The sequence below is a fragment of the Brevundimonas phoenicis genome (assembly GCF_047237745.1).
Classification (GTDB): domain Bacteria; phylum Pseudomonadota; class Alphaproteobacteria; order Caulobacterales; family Caulobacteraceae; genus Brevundimonas.
The window spans coordinates 2,652,035-2,670,359 of record NZ_JBDFLN010000001.1 but is presented as its reverse complement, the minus strand read 5'-3'; the positions used below and the strand labels follow the sequence as shown (position 1 = coordinate 2,670,359).

The 18,325-nt window shown below is 65.9% G+C and carries 19 protein-coding genes; 9 read left to right on the top strand and 10 right to left on the bottom strand.

From position 1 onward, the window contains the following. Window positions 1-2: 2 nt before the first annotated feature. Both ABC419_RS13375 and ABC419_RS13370 read left to right on the top strand, forming a co-directional pair. Window positions 3-1,214: a patatin-like phospholipase family protein gene (locus ABC419_RS13375; RefSeq protein ID WP_412877153.1), complete on the top strand. Its 1,212-nt coding sequence runs from the start codon at window positions 3-5 to the stop codon at window positions 1,212-1,214. A 44-nt stretch (window positions 1,215-1,258) separates the two neighbouring features. Further along, the gene (locus ABC419_RS13370; protein ID WP_412877154.1) at window positions 1,259-2,767 is read left to right on the top strand and encodes an amidase family protein; all 1,509 of its coding nucleotides are present in this window, start codon (window positions 1,259-1,261) and stop codon (window positions 2,765-2,767) included. A gap of 87 nt (window positions 2,768-2,854) precedes the next feature. Here ABC419_RS13370 and ABC419_RS13365 read toward each other — a convergent pair whose 3' ends face one another. Beyond that, on the bottom strand, window positions 2,855-3,469 hold the full coding sequence (locus ABC419_RS13365) for a glutathione S-transferase family protein (protein WP_412877155.1): 615 nt from the start codon (window positions 3,467-3,469) through the stop codon (window positions 2,855-2,857). Between the two features lie 316 nt (window positions 3,470-3,785). Here ABC419_RS13365 and ABC419_RS13360 point away from each other — a divergent pair, with 316 nt between their 5' ends. The 5 genes from ABC419_RS13360 to ABC419_RS13340 all read left to right on the top strand — a co-directional run bounded on the left by ABC419_RS13360 (window position 3,786) and on the right by ABC419_RS13340 (window position 7,000). Beyond that, on the top strand, window positions 3,786-4,535 hold the full coding sequence (locus ABC419_RS13360; protein ID WP_412877156.1) for a hypothetical protein: 750 nt from the start codon (window positions 3,786-3,788) through the stop codon (window positions 4,533-4,535). Between the two features lie 77 nt (window positions 4,536-4,612). After that, entirely contained in the window at window positions 4,613-5,101 is a 489-nt protein-coding gene (locus ABC419_RS13355; RefSeq protein ID WP_200216395.1) for a hypothetical protein, read from the top strand. A 34-nt stretch (window positions 5,102-5,135) separates the two neighbouring features. Beyond that, window positions 5,136-5,720: a hypothetical protein gene (locus tag ABC419_RS13350; protein ID WP_412877157.1), complete on the top strand. Its 585-nt coding sequence runs from the start codon at window positions 5,136-5,138 to the stop codon at window positions 5,718-5,720. Window positions 5,721-5,874: 154 nt separating this feature from the next. Continuing rightward, window positions 5,875-6,423 carry a TetR/AcrR family transcriptional regulator gene (locus ABC419_RS13345; RefSeq protein WP_412877158.1) on the top strand — a complete coding sequence of 183 codons (549 nt, stop codon included), beginning with the start codon at window positions 5,875-5,877 and terminating at the stop codon, window positions 6,421-6,423. Window positions 6,424-6,484: 61 nt separating this feature from the next. Further along, on the top strand, window positions 6,485-7,000 hold the full coding sequence (locus ABC419_RS13340; protein WP_412878786.1) for a hypothetical protein: 516 nt from the start codon (window positions 6,485-6,487) through the stop codon (window positions 6,998-7,000). 7 nt (window positions 7,001-7,007) lie between these two features. Here the strand turns inward: ABC419_RS13340 and ABC419_RS13335 are convergent, their stop codons facing one another. From ABC419_RS13335 to ABC419_RS13300, 8 genes are all read right to left on the bottom strand, one after another. After that, window positions 7,008-7,844, bottom strand: coding sequence for an ankyrin repeat domain-containing protein (locus tag ABC419_RS13335; protein ID WP_412877160.1), 837 nt, complete (start codon window positions 7,842-7,844; stop codon window positions 7,008-7,010). Window positions 7,845-7,925: 81 nt separating this feature from the next. Next, window positions 7,926-8,831 (bottom strand): Tle-like phospholipase domain-containing protein, encoded by a 906-nt coding sequence (locus ABC419_RS13330; protein ID WP_412877161.1) that lies wholly within the window; start codon window positions 8,829-8,831, stop codon window positions 7,926-7,928. Window positions 8,832-9,145: 314 nt separating this feature from the next. Beyond that, complete coding sequence (locus tag ABC419_RS13325; RefSeq protein ID WP_412877162.1) at window positions 9,146-10,369, bottom strand: ABC transporter permease; 1,224 nt, start codon at window positions 10,367-10,369, stop codon at window positions 9,146-9,148. Further along, entirely contained in the window at window positions 10,366-11,055 is a 690-nt protein-coding gene (locus ABC419_RS13320; protein ID WP_412877163.1) for an ABC transporter ATP-binding protein, read from the bottom strand. The genes ABC419_RS13325 and ABC419_RS13320 overlap by 4 nt, the downstream gene beginning before the upstream one ends. Then, a complete protein-coding gene (locus tag ABC419_RS13315) occupies window positions 11,052-12,272 on the bottom strand; it encodes an efflux RND transporter periplasmic adaptor subunit (RefSeq protein WP_412877164.1) in 1,221 nt (406 codons plus the stop codon). Before ABC419_RS13315 ends, ABC419_RS13320 begins: the two co-directional genes overlap by 4 nt. A 4-nt stretch (window positions 12,273-12,276) precedes the next feature. Next, window positions 12,277-13,005: a hypothetical protein gene (locus ABC419_RS13310; protein WP_412877165.1), complete on the bottom strand. Its 729-nt coding sequence runs from the start codon at window positions 13,003-13,005 to the stop codon at window positions 12,277-12,279. A 488-nt stretch (window positions 13,006-13,493) separates the two neighbouring features. After that, entirely contained in the window at window positions 13,494-14,063 is a 570-nt protein-coding gene (locus ABC419_RS13305) for a hypothetical protein (protein ID WP_412878785.1), read from the bottom strand. Window positions 14,064-14,104: 41 nt separating this feature from the next. Next, window positions 14,105-15,556, bottom strand: coding sequence for a hypothetical protein (locus ABC419_RS13300; RefSeq protein WP_412877167.1), 1,452 nt, complete (start codon window positions 15,554-15,556; stop codon window positions 14,105-14,107). Between the two features lie 206 nt (window positions 15,557-15,762). On the opposite strand from ABC419_RS13300, the gene ABC419_RS13295 reads away from it, so the two are divergent. Both ABC419_RS13295 and ABC419_RS13290 read left to right on the top strand, forming a co-directional pair. Further along, a complete protein-coding gene (locus ABC419_RS13295; RefSeq protein WP_412877168.1) occupies window positions 15,763-16,857 on the top strand; it encodes a LysM peptidoglycan-binding domain-containing protein in 1,095 nt (364 codons plus the stop codon). 4 nt (window positions 16,858-16,861) lie between these two features. Continuing rightward, window positions 16,862-17,380 (top strand): hypothetical protein, encoded by a 519-nt coding sequence (locus ABC419_RS13290; RefSeq protein WP_412877169.1) that lies wholly within the window; start codon window positions 16,862-16,864, stop codon window positions 17,378-17,380. A 76-nt stretch (window positions 17,381-17,456) separates the two neighbouring features. Here ABC419_RS13290 and ABC419_RS13285 read toward each other — a convergent pair whose 3' ends face one another. Then, complete coding sequence (locus ABC419_RS13285) at window positions 17,457-18,275, bottom strand: DUF1521 domain-containing protein (protein ID WP_412877170.1); 819 nt, start codon at window positions 18,273-18,275, stop codon at window positions 17,457-17,459. Window positions 18,276-18,325: the final 50 nt, after the last annotated feature.

Here is an 18,325-nt window from a genome sequence, read left to right as displayed (position 1 = left end):
GCTTGTCGGATGAAGCCGTGGCCCTGGCCTTTTCAGGCGGAGGCGCGCGTGCAGCCGCCTTCTCCTACGGCGCGCTGCTTGAGCTCAAGGATCGGCGTCGATCCGATGGGCGACGTTGGATCGATCAGGTGGCTTTCGTCACGGGCGTGTCCGGGGGATCGCTGACCGCCGCCTGGTTCGGCCTGCATGGACCGGAAGGGCTGGAAGGCTTCCGCGCCGCCATGCTTGACAAGGATTGGCAGGGGGCGGTGCATGACGATCTGTTGTGGCCCGCCAACTGGTCACGGCTGCGGCGGGGCGGATTGAACGGACGCGCGCGGATCGCCGGTTGGTTGGAGAGCGAAGTCTATGGCCAAGCGCGTATGGGGGATCTGTCGGGTCCGCCTGTGGTGCTGAATGCGGTCGAGCTGTCGACCAGCGTCCCTTTCGCCTTTGCCGCTCCCTGGTTCGACGCCCTGTGCAGCGACCTTGATGACGTTCTTCTCGCCGACGCCGTGGCGGCATCGGCGGCCTATCCTTTCGCTGTCCGGCCGGTAGTGCTGGAAACGTTCAACCGCGATTGTCCCGCGCCCTTGCCGGATTGGGTGGGGCGAATGGCTGAGGCGCGCGACCAGGCCATGACGGTTCGGGACGCGGCGCGCGCTTTCCAGACGTTCCGCGACTCCGAACGTCTGCGCTACATTCACCTTCTGGACGGCGGCGTGGTCGACAACTTCGGCTTGTCCGGCCTGCCGGTCATCCAGGCGGCGTCGAGCCGGCCCTATGGCCCGATGCTGTCGCCAGCCGACGCCGTGCGTTTGCGTCGCCTGCGCGTGATCGTGATCAATGGCGAACGGGCCACCCGCCGTCCCTGGGGGCTGACGCCTCAGGGGCCGGATGGTCGGCAGATCGTCGAGGCCGTCGCCGATCATTCGACCGACGCAGCCAAGCGCAACGCCTATGACGCATTTCGAGGGCATCTTGAACAGTGGGAGCGGCGGACGATCGCCTGGCGCTGCGCCCTGACGGCCGAGCAGGCGCGGGCTCTGGGCGCTCAGCCGGGTTGGAACTGCGCCGCCTTGAGCTATTCCGCCGAGATGGTCGCCTTCGCCGATCTGCCGCCCGAGCGCGCCAGGGTGCTGTTGCATATTCCCACTCGTCTTTCCTTGCCGTCGTCTCAGGTCGATCTGGCGATCCAGGCGGGACGGGACGCTATGGCGAGCGCTCTGCCATGAGCGACATGGCCGGTCGTCGTCTTTTTGAAGCAGAGGGCTGACGGATGAAGGGACAAGGACATGGGTCGCGTATTCCGGACCGCCGCGCGGTGCTGAAGGGAGCGTCCGTCCTGGGTCTGGCCGGGCTCGCTTCGGCGGCCTTTGCGCAAGATGTGCTGGCTGATCTGGACGCCACTGGTCTGGCGCAGAAGGTGCGGGCCCGCGAGGTGACGCCGCTGGAGTTGCTGGAAGCGGCGATCAATCGGGCGGAGGCGGTGAACGGACGCCTCAACTGCCTCAGCGAGACGCTGTACGATCGAGCGCGGGCGCGTGCAGACCGGATCGCGCCCGAAGGCGCTTTTGCAGGCGTTCCCTATCTGCTGAAGGACGAGACCGAATTGGCGGGCGTGCGTCGCCATCTGGGCTCCCGCATCGACGGCTCCCTGGCTATGTCGACGAAGACGAACCCCACGATTTCACGAATGGAGGCGGCAGGCGTCAACGTCTTCGGTCGTACGACGATGAGCGAGTTCGGGGCTTTGCCCACCACCGAGACTGAGGCCTACGGGATCACGCGCAATCCGTGGAGCCTGCAGCATACGCCAGGCGGGTCATCAGGCGGAGCGGCCGCCGCCGTCGCCGCTGGGATCATTCCTATGGCCGACGCATGGGACGGCGCGGGTTCGATCCGCATTCCGGCGAGCAATTGCGGCCTGGTCGGTCTCAAGCTCTCGCGGGGCCGCACGCCCAGTCCGGACAGGTGGTTTCCGGAACTGAACCTGTCCAGCCACTTCTGCGTCAGCCGCACGGTCCGCGACAGCGCCAATCTTCTGGCCGTCGTAGAGACGAGCGGCGTGGATGGCTTGCCGCCCGTCGGCCAGGTCAAGGGCGCGGCGGCGCGGCGTCTCAGGGTCGGCGTGATCGCGACCAGCCTGGGCGGGCGGGCGCCTTCGCCGGAAGTGATTGAAGCGTTGACGGCGGCTGTTCGCCTGCTTGAAGGGCTTGGTCATGATGTGCGCGAGGACGCCTGGCCGCTGGACGCTCAAGCCTTTCAGGCCGACTTCGCTCAGATCTATCTCGCGTACGGCGACCGCATGGCGGATCGGCTGGCGGCGGACAACGGGCTGGAGCGCCAGGCGATGATCGATCAGGTCGAGTCGGCGTCGCAGGCTGTAGCGCTAATGGGGACGATGGTGTCCGAGGCGGCGCTTCAGATCGTGCTGTCGCGCGTGCCTGCGCATGCCGCCGCCTATTACGCCCAGTTCGCGAGCCGGGATGTCGTGCTGACGCCCGTTCTTCTGAAGCCGCCGGTCAAGGTAGGCGAGATCAACGCCTCCATGCCTCTGGGCGATCTGGCCCAGAGGCTGGTCGAGTACGCCGACTACACGATGCTTCAGAACGCAGTCGGCGGCCCGGCGATCAGCCTCCCGCTGCACTGGACCGAAGAAGGCCTGCCTGTCGGGCTCCAGTTCGCGGCGGGTCGCGGCGACGAGCGCACCCTGCTGGAACTGGCTTTTGAGTTGGAGCAGGCCCGGCCGTGGGCGCAGCGTCGACCGCCTGTCTGGGCAGGTTGAGACAGGCGGCCGGAATCTGAGCGGGAGAGGGCTATGATCCCGATCCTGGGGCGCCGCAGCCCGGCTGTATCCGCTTCGGTATGTAGGCTATGCCGCCGCTTCGTGCGCCAGTACTTTCTGGACGGCGGGATCCGCGGCCATGCGGTCGTGAAGGGCCTGGACATGAGGGAAGTCGGCGAGGCCGCCTGGAACGCGGGCGATGGCCCAGCGGATCATAGGGAAGGCGTAGGCGTCGATCATCGAACGACGGCCCAGAACCCAGTCCTTGCCGTCCAGGTGGCTGTTCAGGATCGTCAACTGCTTGCGGACGAGGGCGTAGCCCGCGTCCACCACCTGCTCGTGCGCGGCGGCGCCACCGGTCGTATAGCGATAAGGCATGAAGACAGGGAAGAATGCGGGGTGCAGGTCGCCGGTGAAGAATGACGACCAGCGATGCGCCTCGGCGACTTCTCGCAAGCTGTCGCCGCCCGCCAGGTCGGCTTCGGGATGCTTTGCGGCCAGATAGTCCAGGATCGCCCCGGCTTGGGTCAACAGCCAACCGTCGCCTTCGATCAGGGTCGGCACCGCCCCGGCCGGGTTCACGGCCAGAAGTTCTGGTGAGCCATAGCCGACCTTCGTCGCCACATACGGCGCGCCGATCCACTCCAGAACGATATGCGGCGCCAACGAACAGGCTCCGGGCGCGAAGTAGAGAGTCGGCATGAGCAGGGGTTTCCTTGTGTTTGACGACGAGCCTAGCGGTGAAGGCGCGTGCACGGAACTGACTTCGACGTCACGCGCACCGACTTCCTGATGATGGAGTCGGGGCGGCGTTTCGGTTCATTTTATTGATGTTGAAGCGAGCGGGGGAGCGCAAGAAGGACTGCGGACGACCGAGGCGCGGCGCGGCAGTGGCGGGCATAAGTTAAATGATCGATGTATAATTTAGGGAGAATCCCTATTGCGCATGGATATGAGCGGTGTTTAATTTGTGGATGAGCGCCGTCTTTGACGGCGAAGCGATTGAGGCGGAAAACTGATGAAGCGTTACGGGATCACCCTTGTTTTCGGGCTTGCAACGGTTGTTGCGGCTCCGGTCACCGTCCAGGCGGAACCTGGCGCGTCGCTGATTGAAATCGCTGATGTTGATCGAGACGCAGTCCCGACGGGCACGCCTGCAGCCTTTTACGTGGCCTTCCCCAATGCGGATCGGAACGAGGCTCGGCGTCAGGTGGGAGGTGAGGACGTCTACGCCTTCGTACCGCTGGCGTTCATCCCGCTAACCGACACCCGGGTCGCATTGGTGAGCACCGGGGCCAACGATTGCACAGGCCAGGCCTGTTCGGGTCTCAATGCCGTGCACTATCTGGATCATCCGACAGGGGCGCCTCGCTATCCCTATACGCTGCAGGGCGAATGGCTCGATGTCGGCGCCACAGGCGTGGTCGGCAATCCTGCAGCGCGATGGGGTTGGACCAAGGCGATCGCGGACAATCCCGTTCTTTTCACCGAGGGCGGCGGCGTGTGGCAGGGGCGGGCTTGCGGATATGCCGTCCTGACCGAGTTGACGCCTTCCGGCCCCGTAGATATCGCGCGCTTCCAGACGTCCTTTTCGGACGCCAGCGCCGATGATGGCGACGCGGGCGTCGACGGCGTGATCACGTCTGCTGAGCAGGGCCGTAGCTTCACGGTGTCCTACAGCGGGTCCGTTCGTTTCAGCGAGACCTACAGGCGTGGCGCCGACGGCCAATTCAAGCTGGACGGGCCGAGCCGGGTTCCCGCCTGCTAGGGGCCGCTCTTATCTTGAGGATCCCGCCGTCATGAACGGCGATGCAGAGACATATGGATATCTGAATGCGCATACTCATGATTGGATTGTCCGTCGCCGTATCACTGGCGGCGACAGGAGCACTGGCGCAGGACGCTTGTGCGTCGCTGGACAAGGGAAACCTGTATATCGGTCAGGTGCTGACGCAGGCGCAACAGCAGCAGCTTATGGCGGCGGCGCCCCTTGGAACGCTGCACTGCGGTCGCACGGGGTGCTGGGCTCAGGCGCAGGACGGGGTGAACTATAGATGGGGCCGTGACGGACGGATCGTCGGCAAGAAGGTCGAAATGTCCGCCCCGGTGAGCCTCCCGGGCTGGCGCGGCGAGATCGACCGGGCCTTCGCCGATCGACTGGGCCAAGCGACTTGCTCCAGCTTCACGGTCTTTGAAGACGAGCTTGACGGCGGTCGTTCGATGAAGAGCGCGCCGCAGTCCACGGCGCAGGGACAGACGATCGTCGCCAGCCTCTTCGGGCGCGGGACCGAAGATGATCCTCTGACGATCGAGATGCTCGCGGTCGAGCAATAGGCGTCTCACGAACTTGTACATTGCAGGAATTTTTATGACCCACAGGACCGCCTGCGCCGCCCTCGGCGCATTCACCTTGGCCGCAATGCTCGCCGCCTGTTCTCAAGCCGAAGATGATGCCCGCGCCGAGGCGCCGGCCATAACGGCTCAGGCTGAAACGAGCGCGCCGGCCGTGGCTGTTGCGTCGGCGCGGGACGGCGAGGCGCCGCCGCTTTCGGCCTATGTCGGCAAACATCCGACGGAGCCTGTTCAGGGCGTCACCTTCTTCCAGCACCCAGACGTGCGCGCCGCCATCGACGCTTCCGGCGTGGATCGCGATATCCAGAAGGCCGTCTTCTTTGACGGTAATGTCGTCGGCGTCGTGACCGAGACGCGCGGGCGGTTCTTGCTTCATGGCTATGATCCGGTAGGGGCGGGCTCCACCAACTGGGCCATCTTGATGATTCCGGACGGTAGCAAGGCCGCAGTCTGCTACTCCACCGGCATTGTGAAATACGAACAGGGCGCGGACTGGTATTTCGAAGGCGACCAGGCCTTCACCCTCTATGCGCCGTGCCCGGCCGAGGAAGGGGATATGGAGACGCTCAGCAATTGGCCGATTGGTCCCATCCCAGGCTGAGGCGGCGCCAAAGGGCAGGTCGGGCGAGGCGGGCGTGGTTAATCTTTGACCTTCGATCCGCGTTGTTCGCCTGCTATGTCGAGCTATGGGCAGGCGATCGGATCATACACGGCAGGAACTCGAGCATCTGTTCGTAGTTGAGGGCCACAAGCATATGGCCGAGGTCGGCTTTGCGCGTTTTTCAGCGCGCGAGGTGGCCAAGCGCGTCGGCTATTCGATCGGCACCCTGTACAACGTCTTCGGTACGCTGGATCAGCTGCTGATCGCGATCAACACCCGCACATTCCAGCTCTGGGCCGACCATGTGCGCGAACGACTGATCACGGCGCCGGATGACCGCATCGGCTGTCTGGTTCAGGCCTATTTCGACTTCGCCACAGCCAATGAGCACAGCTGGAACGCCATCTACGACCATCATCTGCCGCCGGACGTGACCTTGTCCGATGCGCAGAACGCGCTGCGCGGCGAGCTGACGCAGATCATCGTCGAAGAGGTGGCGGCTGTCCTGCCGTCCGACGCCCATGCGGGCGCGCCGCGACTGGCCCGGTCTCTTATCGCCGTCGTCCATGGACATTGCGTGTTCGATTTGAACGGCAGCTTCGCTCTCATGGGGCTGGATCGGCCCGTCGCCCTGGCTCTGGAGCGGGTATGGGAAACCCTGGTCCACGCGGGAGCGACGCCGCGTAAAATTATTGAGCGATGATCAGAATTATTGGATAATCCGCTCCGGTGCGACGATCCATGTCGCGTGGCGGGAGTTCTTGATGATCGGACGACGGATGACCGGCGTGTTGGCCTTGGTCGTGGTTCTGACAATGGCGGGACCGGCGCCGGCTCAGATTGTGTCGAGCGCCGATGAGGAGGCAGCGCGGGAAGTCCTGCAGCATCTGATGCGGACGGATCCCGAATTCGCCGAGGTTCAGTTCAGGCTGGTGAAGTCGCAGGCCGCCCTGTCTGTACGGATCGAGAGACTCGTAGCGACAGGCGTCCTCTGCAAACTGCTGTCCGAAGACGATGCGCGCCTGATCGTCGCCAATGGACGTCAGGACATGAACGCCGGGCTCTTACTTCTGCTCGAAGAACAGAAGGACGCTTTCGAGATCTATTGGGAAGGGTTGCGCGATGGCGCGCAGGCGGCGTCTGACCATGCTCCGCCGGAGCCGGCTGTGTGCGAGGCGTTCGCCAGACCGGGAGGAACGCTGGTCAAGCTGCTGACCTGGACTGATCGTCCGCAGTTCCTTGACTCCGGCGTCCGCGCCAGTCCGCGGACGCTTCCTTGATAGCTGATTATCGTGAGCTTTCGCTCGGCCAAAGTTCTCGCATCCGTCGCACCAGCTCGGGCGAGGGCGGGCGGCCGCCTTCTACGCCGGCGGGCGGCCAGCGGCCGGCCAGGACGTCGGCGCGCACGGCCTGGGCCGAGGGCGGGGGGAAGCGCCAGCCGGCGGCGGTCATGCGGGCTTTGACGCGCGCTTCGGCCTGGACCTCGACGGGTTCGGCAGGGCGAACGGCGGCGTTCAGGGCAGCGGCGATGGTGTCGCCGTTGACGCCGACCGCCCAGGGATCGGCGCCGCGTTCCAGCAGAAGTTCGGCGATCCGGTAGTTGCGCATGGCGACGGCGGCTTCCAACGGCGTGCCCCCGGTGCGGTCGGCCCGGTTCACGTCGGCCCCGTGATCCAGCAGCAGACGCACCGCGCCGAGCGAGTTCAGGGCGATAGCCTCGTCCAGCGGCCAGAAGGCGTCGGGCGCGACCGGATCAGGCGAGGCGCCTGCCTGAAGCAGAGCCTGGGCGTGCCAGGGCTCGCGGGCGCGCAGGGCCAGGCTGAGCGAGGTCTCGCCGTTCGGGCCGTCGGGCGGGGCGCCCTTTTCCAGCAGCAGGCTGACCATGGCCCGGTCATCGCGCGCGACGGCCAGGGTCAGAAGATCCAGATTCCGGCCGTCGCCGATGCGGGCCAGGGCGGGATCGGCGTCCAGCAGACGGCGGGCCTTCGCCAGGTCGCCGTCGCGGACCGCCTCGACCATGTCGCGGGTGGAATGGCCGTCCCGGCCCAGCGCGGCCACGTTGGCCGGGGAGGGCAGGACGGTGCCGACGACAAAACCGTCGGCGCGGGCGTCGCAACCGCTCATCAGAACTCCAGCGAGAAGGATCGGCGTGAAGAGGCGCATCTTGGCGTTGAACTGTCGGCGGGTCGAGGCCGTTCCGCCGCCTTATCGCATGGCGTCCAGGCTGGACTGGAACCATTCGACGCCGTGCAGGGCGCCGGGCGTCCAATTCCACCAGGACTGGTCCTCGGGCGGGGTGGGGGACACGGGGATGCGGTCGCCGACAGCCTCGGGCGCGTCGCCCGCCCATCCGGCGGCCACGCCGCCGAGCGGGCCGAACAGAACCGCTCCAAGGCCTCCGAGGATGATGCGGTCGCCGCCGTCCTGCAGCAGGCTGAGCGGATCGCCCTTGAGGTAGAAGGCGTAGATATCGGGCGTCGGGCGCCCGCCCGCCTGGGCGGCCTCGATCGTCGAGGCGTGCAGGCCGGAGGCGTTGAAGGTGTCCGCGTCATGGCCCGACGCCAGGGACGCGGCCGAGGCCATGCCGCCGCCCAGCGAATGGCCGGTCAGGGTGACGTCCGCCTCGACGGCGGCCAGCCGCTGACCGATGCGCAGGGCCTTGTCATAGTGCTCGGAGGACAGGCCCAGCGCCTGCTGGCCGTTGTTGAGCCAGTCCTCGCCCGCCTGGGAGCCGCGGAAGGCGACGACGTAGCGGGTCTGGCCGCCCTCGTCGCTGGCATAGACGCGGGCGCGGAACTCGGAATCGGCGCGCTCCAGCAGGTCGGGCGTCAACCGCAAGCGGTCCAGGTCGTCCGGTCCGGCTACGCGCCAGCCGTCAGGCGGGGAAGGCGTATCGTTATAGACGTCGGCCGACAGCGCCAGATGCGTGCGCGCGGCGTCCAGATCGACGACATTGTCCGAACGGGCGGGGGCGACGACGGCCTGGGTCTGCACCGGCGCAGCGGGCGGCGGCGCCCAGTCCAGGGCGACGCGCGGATCGTCGTCGAAGCGCGCCGCCGCGGGCGTCGTCTGAGGTTGAAACGATGTCGCGCCGATCCGGTCGATCTGCATGGTCGCCTCCCGATCCTATGCAGTCACTCTATCGCTGCTCGCCGAACCGCGCTGCTAGGGTCTTCCCTAGACTTGGGGTGCGGATCAACTAGAGGCTCCGGGCTTTAGTCGGGCGACAAGTGGAATCAGTTTCTCTGCAGCAATTTTGGCGAATGTCCAGATGATCTGTCTGGCGGGGGCAATGACTGCAGGGCGATAGACTGCGGCGCGGACAGACATCATGGATGTCTTGCAGGTCAAAGGCATGATGGCGGACCAACCGCCTGTCTTTTCCCGACCCTAGCGGCGCTCTTTTATGATTATGAAGTCGGAGCCTAACCTTTGGCCGCTATGGAAGGCGGAGTGTTGGCGGCGCGCCATGCAGCGATGATCCCAATCGCAATTCCAAGGCTCCAACCTGCGCTCACAGCGAGCAGCCCTGCCGATAGATCAAGCTTGACCGGCCAGTCCCATAGTCGAGAGGCCATCGCCGCTGCGCCGATGCCGGCGGAAAGTCCGATCGCTGAGGCGACGGCTCCGACCAAGGCGTGCTCGACCGTGATTTGGGCCAAGATGCCGCGCATATCCGCGCCCATTGCAAGACGCAGCGCAATCTCGCGGCGCCTTTGAACGGTGGCCGCTAGTGCGATGCCGCCATATCCGATCAGGCTGGCGACGAGCGCCGCCCCGGTAATCGTCCACAACAGACGAGAGAGGGCGCGCCGCTGCCTGATCTGCTCCAGGATATCGGCCCCTGGGTCGTCGTAACTGTAAGGACTGGCGCGCGACATCGGCACGCCGGCCATGCGTCGCATCAGTCGGTCCGCCTGGAATCGGACGTCCTGGATGTCGACCTCGGGCGCCATGAAGAAGCTGAGCCAACTGGCTTCTCGCGGACCGATCGACGGGTTGTCAGACTCCGGTCGTGCGTCGAAGAAACGATGCGCTGAAAGGAAGGGGGCGATGATGGCGTCGTTGAAACGTCCGGCTGGTCGCGTGTTGGCATAGTCCAGAACCCCGACCACTTCACAGCGTGGTCCTCCTAGGGAGAGCTCATCCCCTACAAGGCGAGCGGCTTGTCCGCGCTCTTCACTGAGAAAATCGGCGAGAGTCGCGCCGACCAGGCACACCCGCGTCAGTCCTCCCAGTTCTTCAGTCGTCAACCAACGGCCAGCGACCAGATCGGCGTCCAACTCCCGCCGATAGTCCCCATAGGCGCCAAATACGCGCAAAGCACGGGTCTCGTTTCGTCCCTGCAACGGCGTCGAGGTCTCGACCCATGCTGCCGAGCTCTCGACATTGTCCAATTCCTGCAGAAGGCGCGCTTGGTCATCGAGTGAGGGCGGACCTCGGCGGGAAGGAACCAGACCATTGGCTCGGATCACCAGGGTCGTGGCGTAATCTCCAAAAGCCAAACGTTCTAGTCGTTCCGAAAAGCCGCCCAATACTGAAGCGGAAAAGACAACGCAGGCCACAGCCGACGCTAGCGACAGGATCAGGGACAGAGTGCGCAATGGGTGAGCGGTTGCGCCCCATACGGCGAAGCGCAGCACGTTCATGACGCCCCGCCCGTGATGGCCGTCATTCGTCCGTGGGACAGCTCAATCCGCCTGTGGGCCGACTCGATGACAATAGGGTCATGGCTGGCGCAGACCACCAGCGCGCCTTCAGCCGCCAGTTGCATCAAGCGGTCGACGACAAGGCGGCTATTGACCTCGTCCAGTGAAGCTGTGGGTTCGTCACAGATGATCAGACGCGGACGTTGCGCCAGAATTCGCGCTAATCCGACCCTTTGGCGTTCACCGCCCGACAAGGTGTCTGTCAGCGCCTTCAGCCGATGCGATAGACCAAGCTCTCTAAGAGCGGCCTCTGCTCTGGCGCGCCTTTGGCTTCGCGGGACGCCGCGATAGGCCAGCGGTATCTCTACATTATCGACGGCCCGCATTCGCTCAATCAGGCCCGCATCCTGAAACAGATAACCAATTTCGGATCGGCGTAATCCGGCGCGCTCGCGCTCGCTCAACTCATGCACCGGGACGCCGGCGATATTCAAACGGCCGACCGACGGCGTATCGAGAAGACCCAACAGGTTCAGCAACGTCGACTTGCCGCACCCCGACGGCCCCTGGACGACCACGAATTGTCCCCATGTCAGGCTCAGGTCCACATCGGATAACGCCGACACGTCTCCTTCGCGAGAAGAATAGTTTCGACCCAGTCCCCAAGCCTGGACGCCATCGTTCATACGGCGCCGCGTGAATCTGTACGGTTCTTGAGAACGACTTGTTCGCCTTCTCTCAGACCTTCCGTGATCTCTATGAAGTCATCCGTCTCGCCGCCGATAAGCACCTCTCGGCGCTGTGGCGACCCGTTGACCAGCACGAAGACCACGCGCTTGCCCGTGCGCAGCATTCGACCGATTTCCAGACCGTCGGCGGACGCCCGAACCATGCCCATGTCGCCCTTATGTTGAGCCAGTAACTCTTCGAGCTTGCCCGGAGGCAGCGGCGGCACGTAACCGTTTGGCTTGTAGAAGGTCGCCTGGGCTGGAATCCGCAGAACGTTTCTGGCGTTGGCCCGAACAAGCTGAACCGAGGCGGACAATCCAGGACGCAGGACGCCAAACGAATTGTCGTATTCTGCAAGCGCGCGATAGGACACGAACCGACCCTCCCGTATCGGCGCGCGACCAAGACTGACAAGGCGCGCCTGCTCCAATACGCCCGGCGATGAGTCGACGGTGAACAGCACCTGACTGTCCAGGCTGACACGGTTCAGATCGGCTTCGGACACCATGATTTCCAGCGTCATGGCCTTTTCATCCTGTACAGTCTGGAACAGGGGGCGCGCATCCTCTGGCGTGACACGCTGTCCGACGCGGGCGTCGACCAAGGTCACAACCCCGTCCAGCGGCGCGAGAATATCCGAACCAACGCCCTCGGCCTGGGCCAGCCTGGCCCGCGCAAGAGCCGCTGTCCGTTCCGCCGTCAGGCGATCTACCGTGGCGCGGGCGCGGTCCACCTGGGCCTGAACCTGAGCCGTAGCAGCCGCGCTCACGAACCCCCGATCTTGCAGCGTGCGGCTGCGCGCCAACTGCTCCTCGGCTTGCCGGATGGCGATCTGGGCTTCGCGAATAGCGGCTTCCGAGGCGGCTGCGCCCGCATCGGCCATATCTCCCGCGGGCGCCCGCGTCGGCGCCGACAGTGTGGCCAGAACCTGGCCGGCGCGCACCGTGTCGCCTTCCTTGACATAGACCGCAGCCATAACGCCCGCACGTGGCGCCCTGACTTCGGCCATGCCGGCAGCGAGCAGCGTGCCGGTCGCGGGTACGATGTCGCGCACATCACCGATCTCGACCGCCGACGTTTCATAAGCGCTGTCGCCGGCCGACTCGGAACAGGCGGCCGCGAACAGAACAGCCACCGCCAGCAGAAAACGTCGCCACCCGCCTTCCGTCGGCATGGCGCTAGTTCGACACGGAGGTCAGCACCATCGTGCCGCCCGACACGCTTTCGACGACCGGCCAGCCATAGCGTTGAGACAGCAGTATCTCCAACTCCGTGACCTCAGTCATTTGTCCGGGGGCCTGAGGCGCGGCGTGCGGCATTTTCAGGCGATAAAGCCGCACAGGCTCACCGGGCGCGCCCGTGACGGTCGGGTGCGTTACGCCGCAACCGACGAACATCACGACGGCTTCGCCTTGGGCAGGCGTCGCATCGGAATCGGACAGCGTTTCAGTCATCGGAATTTTAACGGTGTGGCCTGGTTGCAAGCCCTTGATGGCGTCCTCGGCGCCGTCATATCGGATTGATCGGCCGGTCGAGGCGGTCAGAAGAAGACCGAGACGCGCCTGCCGCGATTCCGGCGGGGACGACATTTCGCCCATGCCCAGAACCTCGTCATAATTTACCATGTCTCCAGAGACGCTGCGAATGGTCTGGGCGCGCGTCATGAGCGGCTGATTTTCGCCGCTGCTGGACATCGTATAATGAAAGACGCGCCCCGCTCTAGGGGGATCACTGGCAATGGCGGCATCGCAATGCTGAGCGCGATAGAATGCCGACGCGGAGGTGAGTCGTTCACTTGACGTGACCGCAGACACCCCCGCGTCAGCGCCTTCAGGCTCCGATTGACTACACCCTGTCAAAGTGAAAAACGCCATGAAGATGGCCGGGTGCATAAAATTAGATTTCATCGGAACCATCTCCTACCTAGCAACCGCAGCAGGCTGACACACACTGGAAACGCTTCGCAAAGTCACTGGGGTGCGCTGCCGAGCATGGAATCCAGCAGTCTGCGAGAGAATTCTCATACTTACTGCGCGGAAGAAGCAGCGCTGAATAACGCAAAAAATTAGAATGCAGGACCGACAATAATCCTATGCATTACAACCTCTTTTTTTCTTGAAGGCTAGCCTGCAATTCAAATTGACCAAACGTTGGTGGTCGAGTCAAGTTATTTGAAATCGGCGCGGTAGCTCGTGTGTGCGAGAAGAGAGGGAAGGAGATGAGCGAGCCAGCCTTCGCCAGGCTTGACGCATTGGTCCGCGGCGCCGTTACGGGCGTCGAGAGCTTTCAGCGGCTTCGTATGAAGAACTCGACTGATGCGGATCGGCTAAAGCAGATGCTTGGTTTTTAGGAACGGGATGCTCGGCTCGAACACCTGATACCTTGGAGGCGTCGCCTAGCTCGCGGCGCTCGCGTGCAATGCCTGGTCGAAGGCGGCGCGGGCGGGGCGAGGCAAGGCATCGACGCGCGCTGACAGCCATTCGGCGACGTCCTGGCCGGGAGCGGGCGGGGCGACGCCTGCGCCTTGAGCGAAGTCGGGCAGGGCCTTGGGGTTTTGCGACAGCGCGGCGGCGACCCCGCCAGTGAAGAAGCCGGCGTCCTCGGCGCGGGGATGCCAGACGCCACCGTCCTTCTGTTCGGAGGCGGACAGGGCGGGGACATCGGCCGTCAGCGCCGCCCATTGCCGCCCCAGATGCGCCGCCTCGCCGTTCTCCAGCATGGCGGCGGCGTAGGCCTGTAACGCCCGACGACCGCCCAGACCGCTCTGAATCTGGTTTGCCACGCCCGCAGCGTCGGCGTCCACGGCGGCGGCCAGGGGGGGGAGGGACTCTGCATCGATCCGGGCTGCGGCCGCGATGAAGCTCTCGGTCGTGACGGCGACGGAAGGGGGCGTCTCGGGGGAGGAGTCGCAGGCGGTCAGCATGGTCAGGGTCGCCAGGATTGGAAGCCAACGGGGGGCAGGCAAGGCCGCGTCCTTTCCGTCCGGGCGCGGCCAGACTATGAGGATCAGTTCAGCGGGATCCGCGTCACGGACTCCCAGCCCTCGTTGTAGCTGACTTCGGCCGGGCCGTCATAGGGGCGGCGGCCGTCCGCGCCGGTCGGGGTGGTCAAGGCCACGATGCTCTCGAACAGGTCCGCCTGGCCGCTCTGATACTGGCTCAGGGCCGTGTCGAAGACCTGATCGCTCAGCCAGCCGGTCGCGTCGCTGACGCCCGGTCCGGGCAGCTTGCCGGTGGCGAAGCCGAAGATGGTCTTCAGCGTATCGACATTCTCGGCCGCGCCCTTGTTCACGCCCTCGAAGGCTTCATGCAGGGCGCCGGAGAAATAGCCCATGCGCTCGGCGGCCGGATAGAAGACGCCGCCGTCCTGCTGGGTCGGGGCGGTGAAGCGTTGCAGCATGTCGCCCTTCAGATCATTGCCGCGCGCCAGCTGGTCGACCAGCCCGCGGATGGTGTCGGCGCCGCCGTCCTGACCCAGGGTCTCCTGCAGGAAGGCGGTCATGCCCTTGCCGGCCTGATAGTCCTGCTCCAGCGCGTCGACCACGCCGTTGACGTCGGACTTCAGCAGGCCCTCCATGCTGGCGCGGATTTCGTCAGCGGCGTCGCCGGTCCCGAGCGAGGGAGTCAGCACGCCGTTGGCGCCCGAGACGCTGGCCATCTGGCGACCCGCCAGCTCGAACACCCGCGCCTTCAGCTCGGCGTCGGGGCTGGTGGCGGCGGCGTCGACGGCGGCGGCCAACGGCCCGGCGTCATAGCTGTAGGTCGGCACGCCGCCCTGCATGTTCGCGTACATGGTCTGCTGGGTTCCGGCCTCGAAGACGGCCGACAGCTGGGTGTCGCTCAAAGATGCATAGGCGGTGCTGAGCGCGGAGGCGTTGCCGCCCAGGCTGCCCAGCACATGGGCCACGGCCAGGCCCTCGGTGTCGCCCTGATCGGAGATCATCACGCCGCCCATGCCGTCGGCCTCGGTCGTCTGAGGCGCCAGGGCGGCGATGAAGTCGGTCTTCACGTCGGACGTCGCGTGGGTGGCGACGCCCTGCGCCAGCTCGATCTTCTGCTCGCGGTTGTCATAGGCGTTGTAGACGCGCTCCAGCTGGGTGGCGTCCAGCGAGCCGCCCAGCGTCGTGTGCAGGTCGCGGCGCTCGTCCACGTTCAGCCCGCCGCCCATGCCGAGGAAGCCGGAATTGTCGAGCTCGTCAGTCCACTTGTTCAGCTCGTCGTCGGACAGTTCGGAGACCACGGCGTTGCGCTCTTCCGCCGTCAGGCCGCTCAGCGTGGCGTTGATGTCTCGTAGGTCGCCCTGGGAGACGTCGTTGAAGAAGCCTTCGTCCAGGCGGTCGCGGATCGTGTCCAGCGCCTGATCGACCCGGCTGGTCGAGGGCGATCCAGCGACGGGGCCGTTGACGGGCGAGGCCAGGACGCGGGTGTCGACGGACGGCGAAAGAGGCGTGACGGTCATGACCGGCTCCTGCACGATACAGACGGATGTTGGAGCGAGCCTATGGTCGGGACGGCGGCGGCATAAGCTGGGGGCGTCCTTAGCTAGGGACATCCCCTATGTCGGGGCGCCAGCGAACAGCGCCGCTAGGGAAAGCCCCAGATTTCAGACACGCGAAGAGGGGCCAAAGTGGCCTGACGGATCACCGCGTCTTCTGGAGCCGACCCATGTCTCTCGCCGCTTCCTCCGCCACCAGCCTGTCCGCCGCCGTCGGGGCGCGCGACGCCGCGCCTGCCCACACCGTCCGGGCGGGCGAGACCCTGTCCGGGATAGCCGAACGCTATGGCGTCAGTGTCGGCGATCTGCTGGCGGCGAACCGGCAGATCACCAATCCGAACCTGATCCATCCCGGCCAGACCGTGACGCTGCCGGTCGGCGCGGGACAGGGGCAAGGCGCGGCGCAGGTCGAGACGGCGGCCGTTCATACGGTGCGCGGGGGCGACACCCTGTCGGGCATCGCCCAGCAATACGGGATGAGTTGGCGCGAGCTGGCGGCGGACAACGGCATCGCCAATCCGTCGCTGATTCAGGTCGGTCAGCAGATCCGTTTGAACGGCGCGGCGCCCGAGACGGCGACGCGGGTGTCCGAACCCGCCGCTGAAGCGACGCCCGCGACGGCGCAGGAAGGCGTCAATCCGGACCTGGGCGCCCTGTCGGCGCGCTATGAGACGGGCGGGCGTGGGCCCGGCACGGTGTCGTCCGGCTCGGGCGATCCCGGCGGGGTGTCCTACGGCTCCTATCAGTTGGCGGTGAACCGCAACCGGCCGCAAGAGTTCCTGGCCGCCGACGGCGCGCGCTGGGCCGATGAGTTCGGCGGGGCGGCGGCGGGCACGCGCGCCTTCTCCGACACCTGGCGCGCCATCGCCGCGCGCGAGCCGGAAGCCTTCCAGGCCGCCCAGCACGCCTTCATTGAGCGCACCCACTATGACGTGCAGTCCGCCCGGATCGAGAATGCGGGCCTGGACGTTTCCAGCCGCTCGCATGCGCTTCAGGACGTGGTGTGGTCGACCTCGGTCCATCACGGTCCGAACACGGCAGTCGTCACCCGCGCCATGGCGGCGGTCGAGCGCCAGGGGATCGACGCCTCTAGTCCTGACTATGATCGGGCGCTCATCAACGCCGTCTATGACGAGCGCGGCCGTCGCGACGGCAACGGCGAACTGGCCTACTTCTCCAGCTCGCGCGCTGATGTCCAGGCGGGCGTGGCCCAGCGGTTCGAGGACGAGCGCCGCGACGCCCTGAACATGCTGGACGGCCGCTGAACGCATGACTGAATCCAGCGCCACCTCCGGCGCGAACGGCGCCTCGGCGGTCTCCGCCGGGGCGTCGTTCGTCGAGGGCCGCGCATTGGCCGTCGGCGCCGCCGTCCAGGCGATGGCCGAACTGGCCGGCGCGGTCCTGCCCGATCCGGCGGACAGTCTGGATCGCGGCGTGGCCCTGTCTCAGGTCTGGGCCGAACAGGGCCAGCAGGGCGGGGCGGTGGTCGGCGGCGACATGCGCGTGCTGGCCGCCCAGACCGGCCAGGCGGTCGCGGCGCGGCTGAGCGCCGTCTCTCCGATCGAAACGGGCAGGATCGACCGCGCCCTGACCGATTTCGTGCGCGCGGTTCAGGATCACGCCCGCGCGACGCCGTACCTGACCGCGCCCTCCGTGGTCGAGCCGATGCTGCGCGCCCTGGCGGCGGGCCTGGCGCGTGAAGAAGGCCCCGCCGCCGCCCGCGACAGCGCCGTCGAACAGTTCGCCCGCATGGTGGACGCCGCGACCGACGCCCTGAACCGACGCTGAGCTCAAAGCTAGTCTGGCAAAGAAAAACCCCGCAGACCGAAGTCTGCGGGGTTCCGCGCTGAACCGCAGGTGAAGTTCAGCGCGTCGGCGTTGGGCCGAGGGCGATGCGCGGGCTGCCGGGCTCGCTGGTTTCAGAGGCGCCGCCCAGGGCTTCTGCCAATCCGCTCAACACGCCGGTCAGCAGCCAGGCGCCCAGGACGCCGCGCAGGGCGTCGCTGAAGGCCTGAAGCGCCTCGGGCAGGCCGGCGTTGCCGATCTTGGTCAGGTTGAAGTCTTCCTGGCTGACGGCGTCGCCGGTGATGCCGCTGGTCCAGCCCGATCCGGCGGCGTCGTCCTCGCGGATGGTCAGGCCGTCGCGATAGGCGGCGTCGATGGCGTAGCCGTTGTTGCTCATGCTGATGTTCAGGTCGCCCAGCCGGTTCTGGCTGACGCCGTCGATGATCATGGCCTGGTCGCCGCGCGTGATGACCAGCTGGCTGGTGACGGTGGCGTTGGGATTGTTGCCGAAGGGCTCGGTGTTGACGGTGATCTTGGTCCCGTTCTCGAGCTCCAGGGTCATGGTGTCCCAGAAGTCGCCGACGTGCCGGCCGTTGTAGTTGAAGTGCGGATCGCCCCAGATCTGGGTGACGTTGCCGTCAGCGTCACGCACCACGAACTCGGAGTTGGCCTCGTTGATCTCCAGCGTATAGCCGTCGCCCAGGTCAACCGTGGCCTTGCCGTCCTGGGGCATGGAAGCCGAAAAGGCGGGGGCGGAGGGCTGGAAGGCGCCGTTGAGCATCACGCCCAACTGGAAGCCCATCTGGGCGAAGTTGGCCGCCGTGGCCATGCGGTCGGCGACCGCCCCGAGCACAAGCGTCCCGACGGCGTTGGAGAAGGCGGTGTTGATGCTGGTCATCGTGCAGCCCCGAGGTTGATCTTGCTGACGGGCATCGGACCACGCGCGGG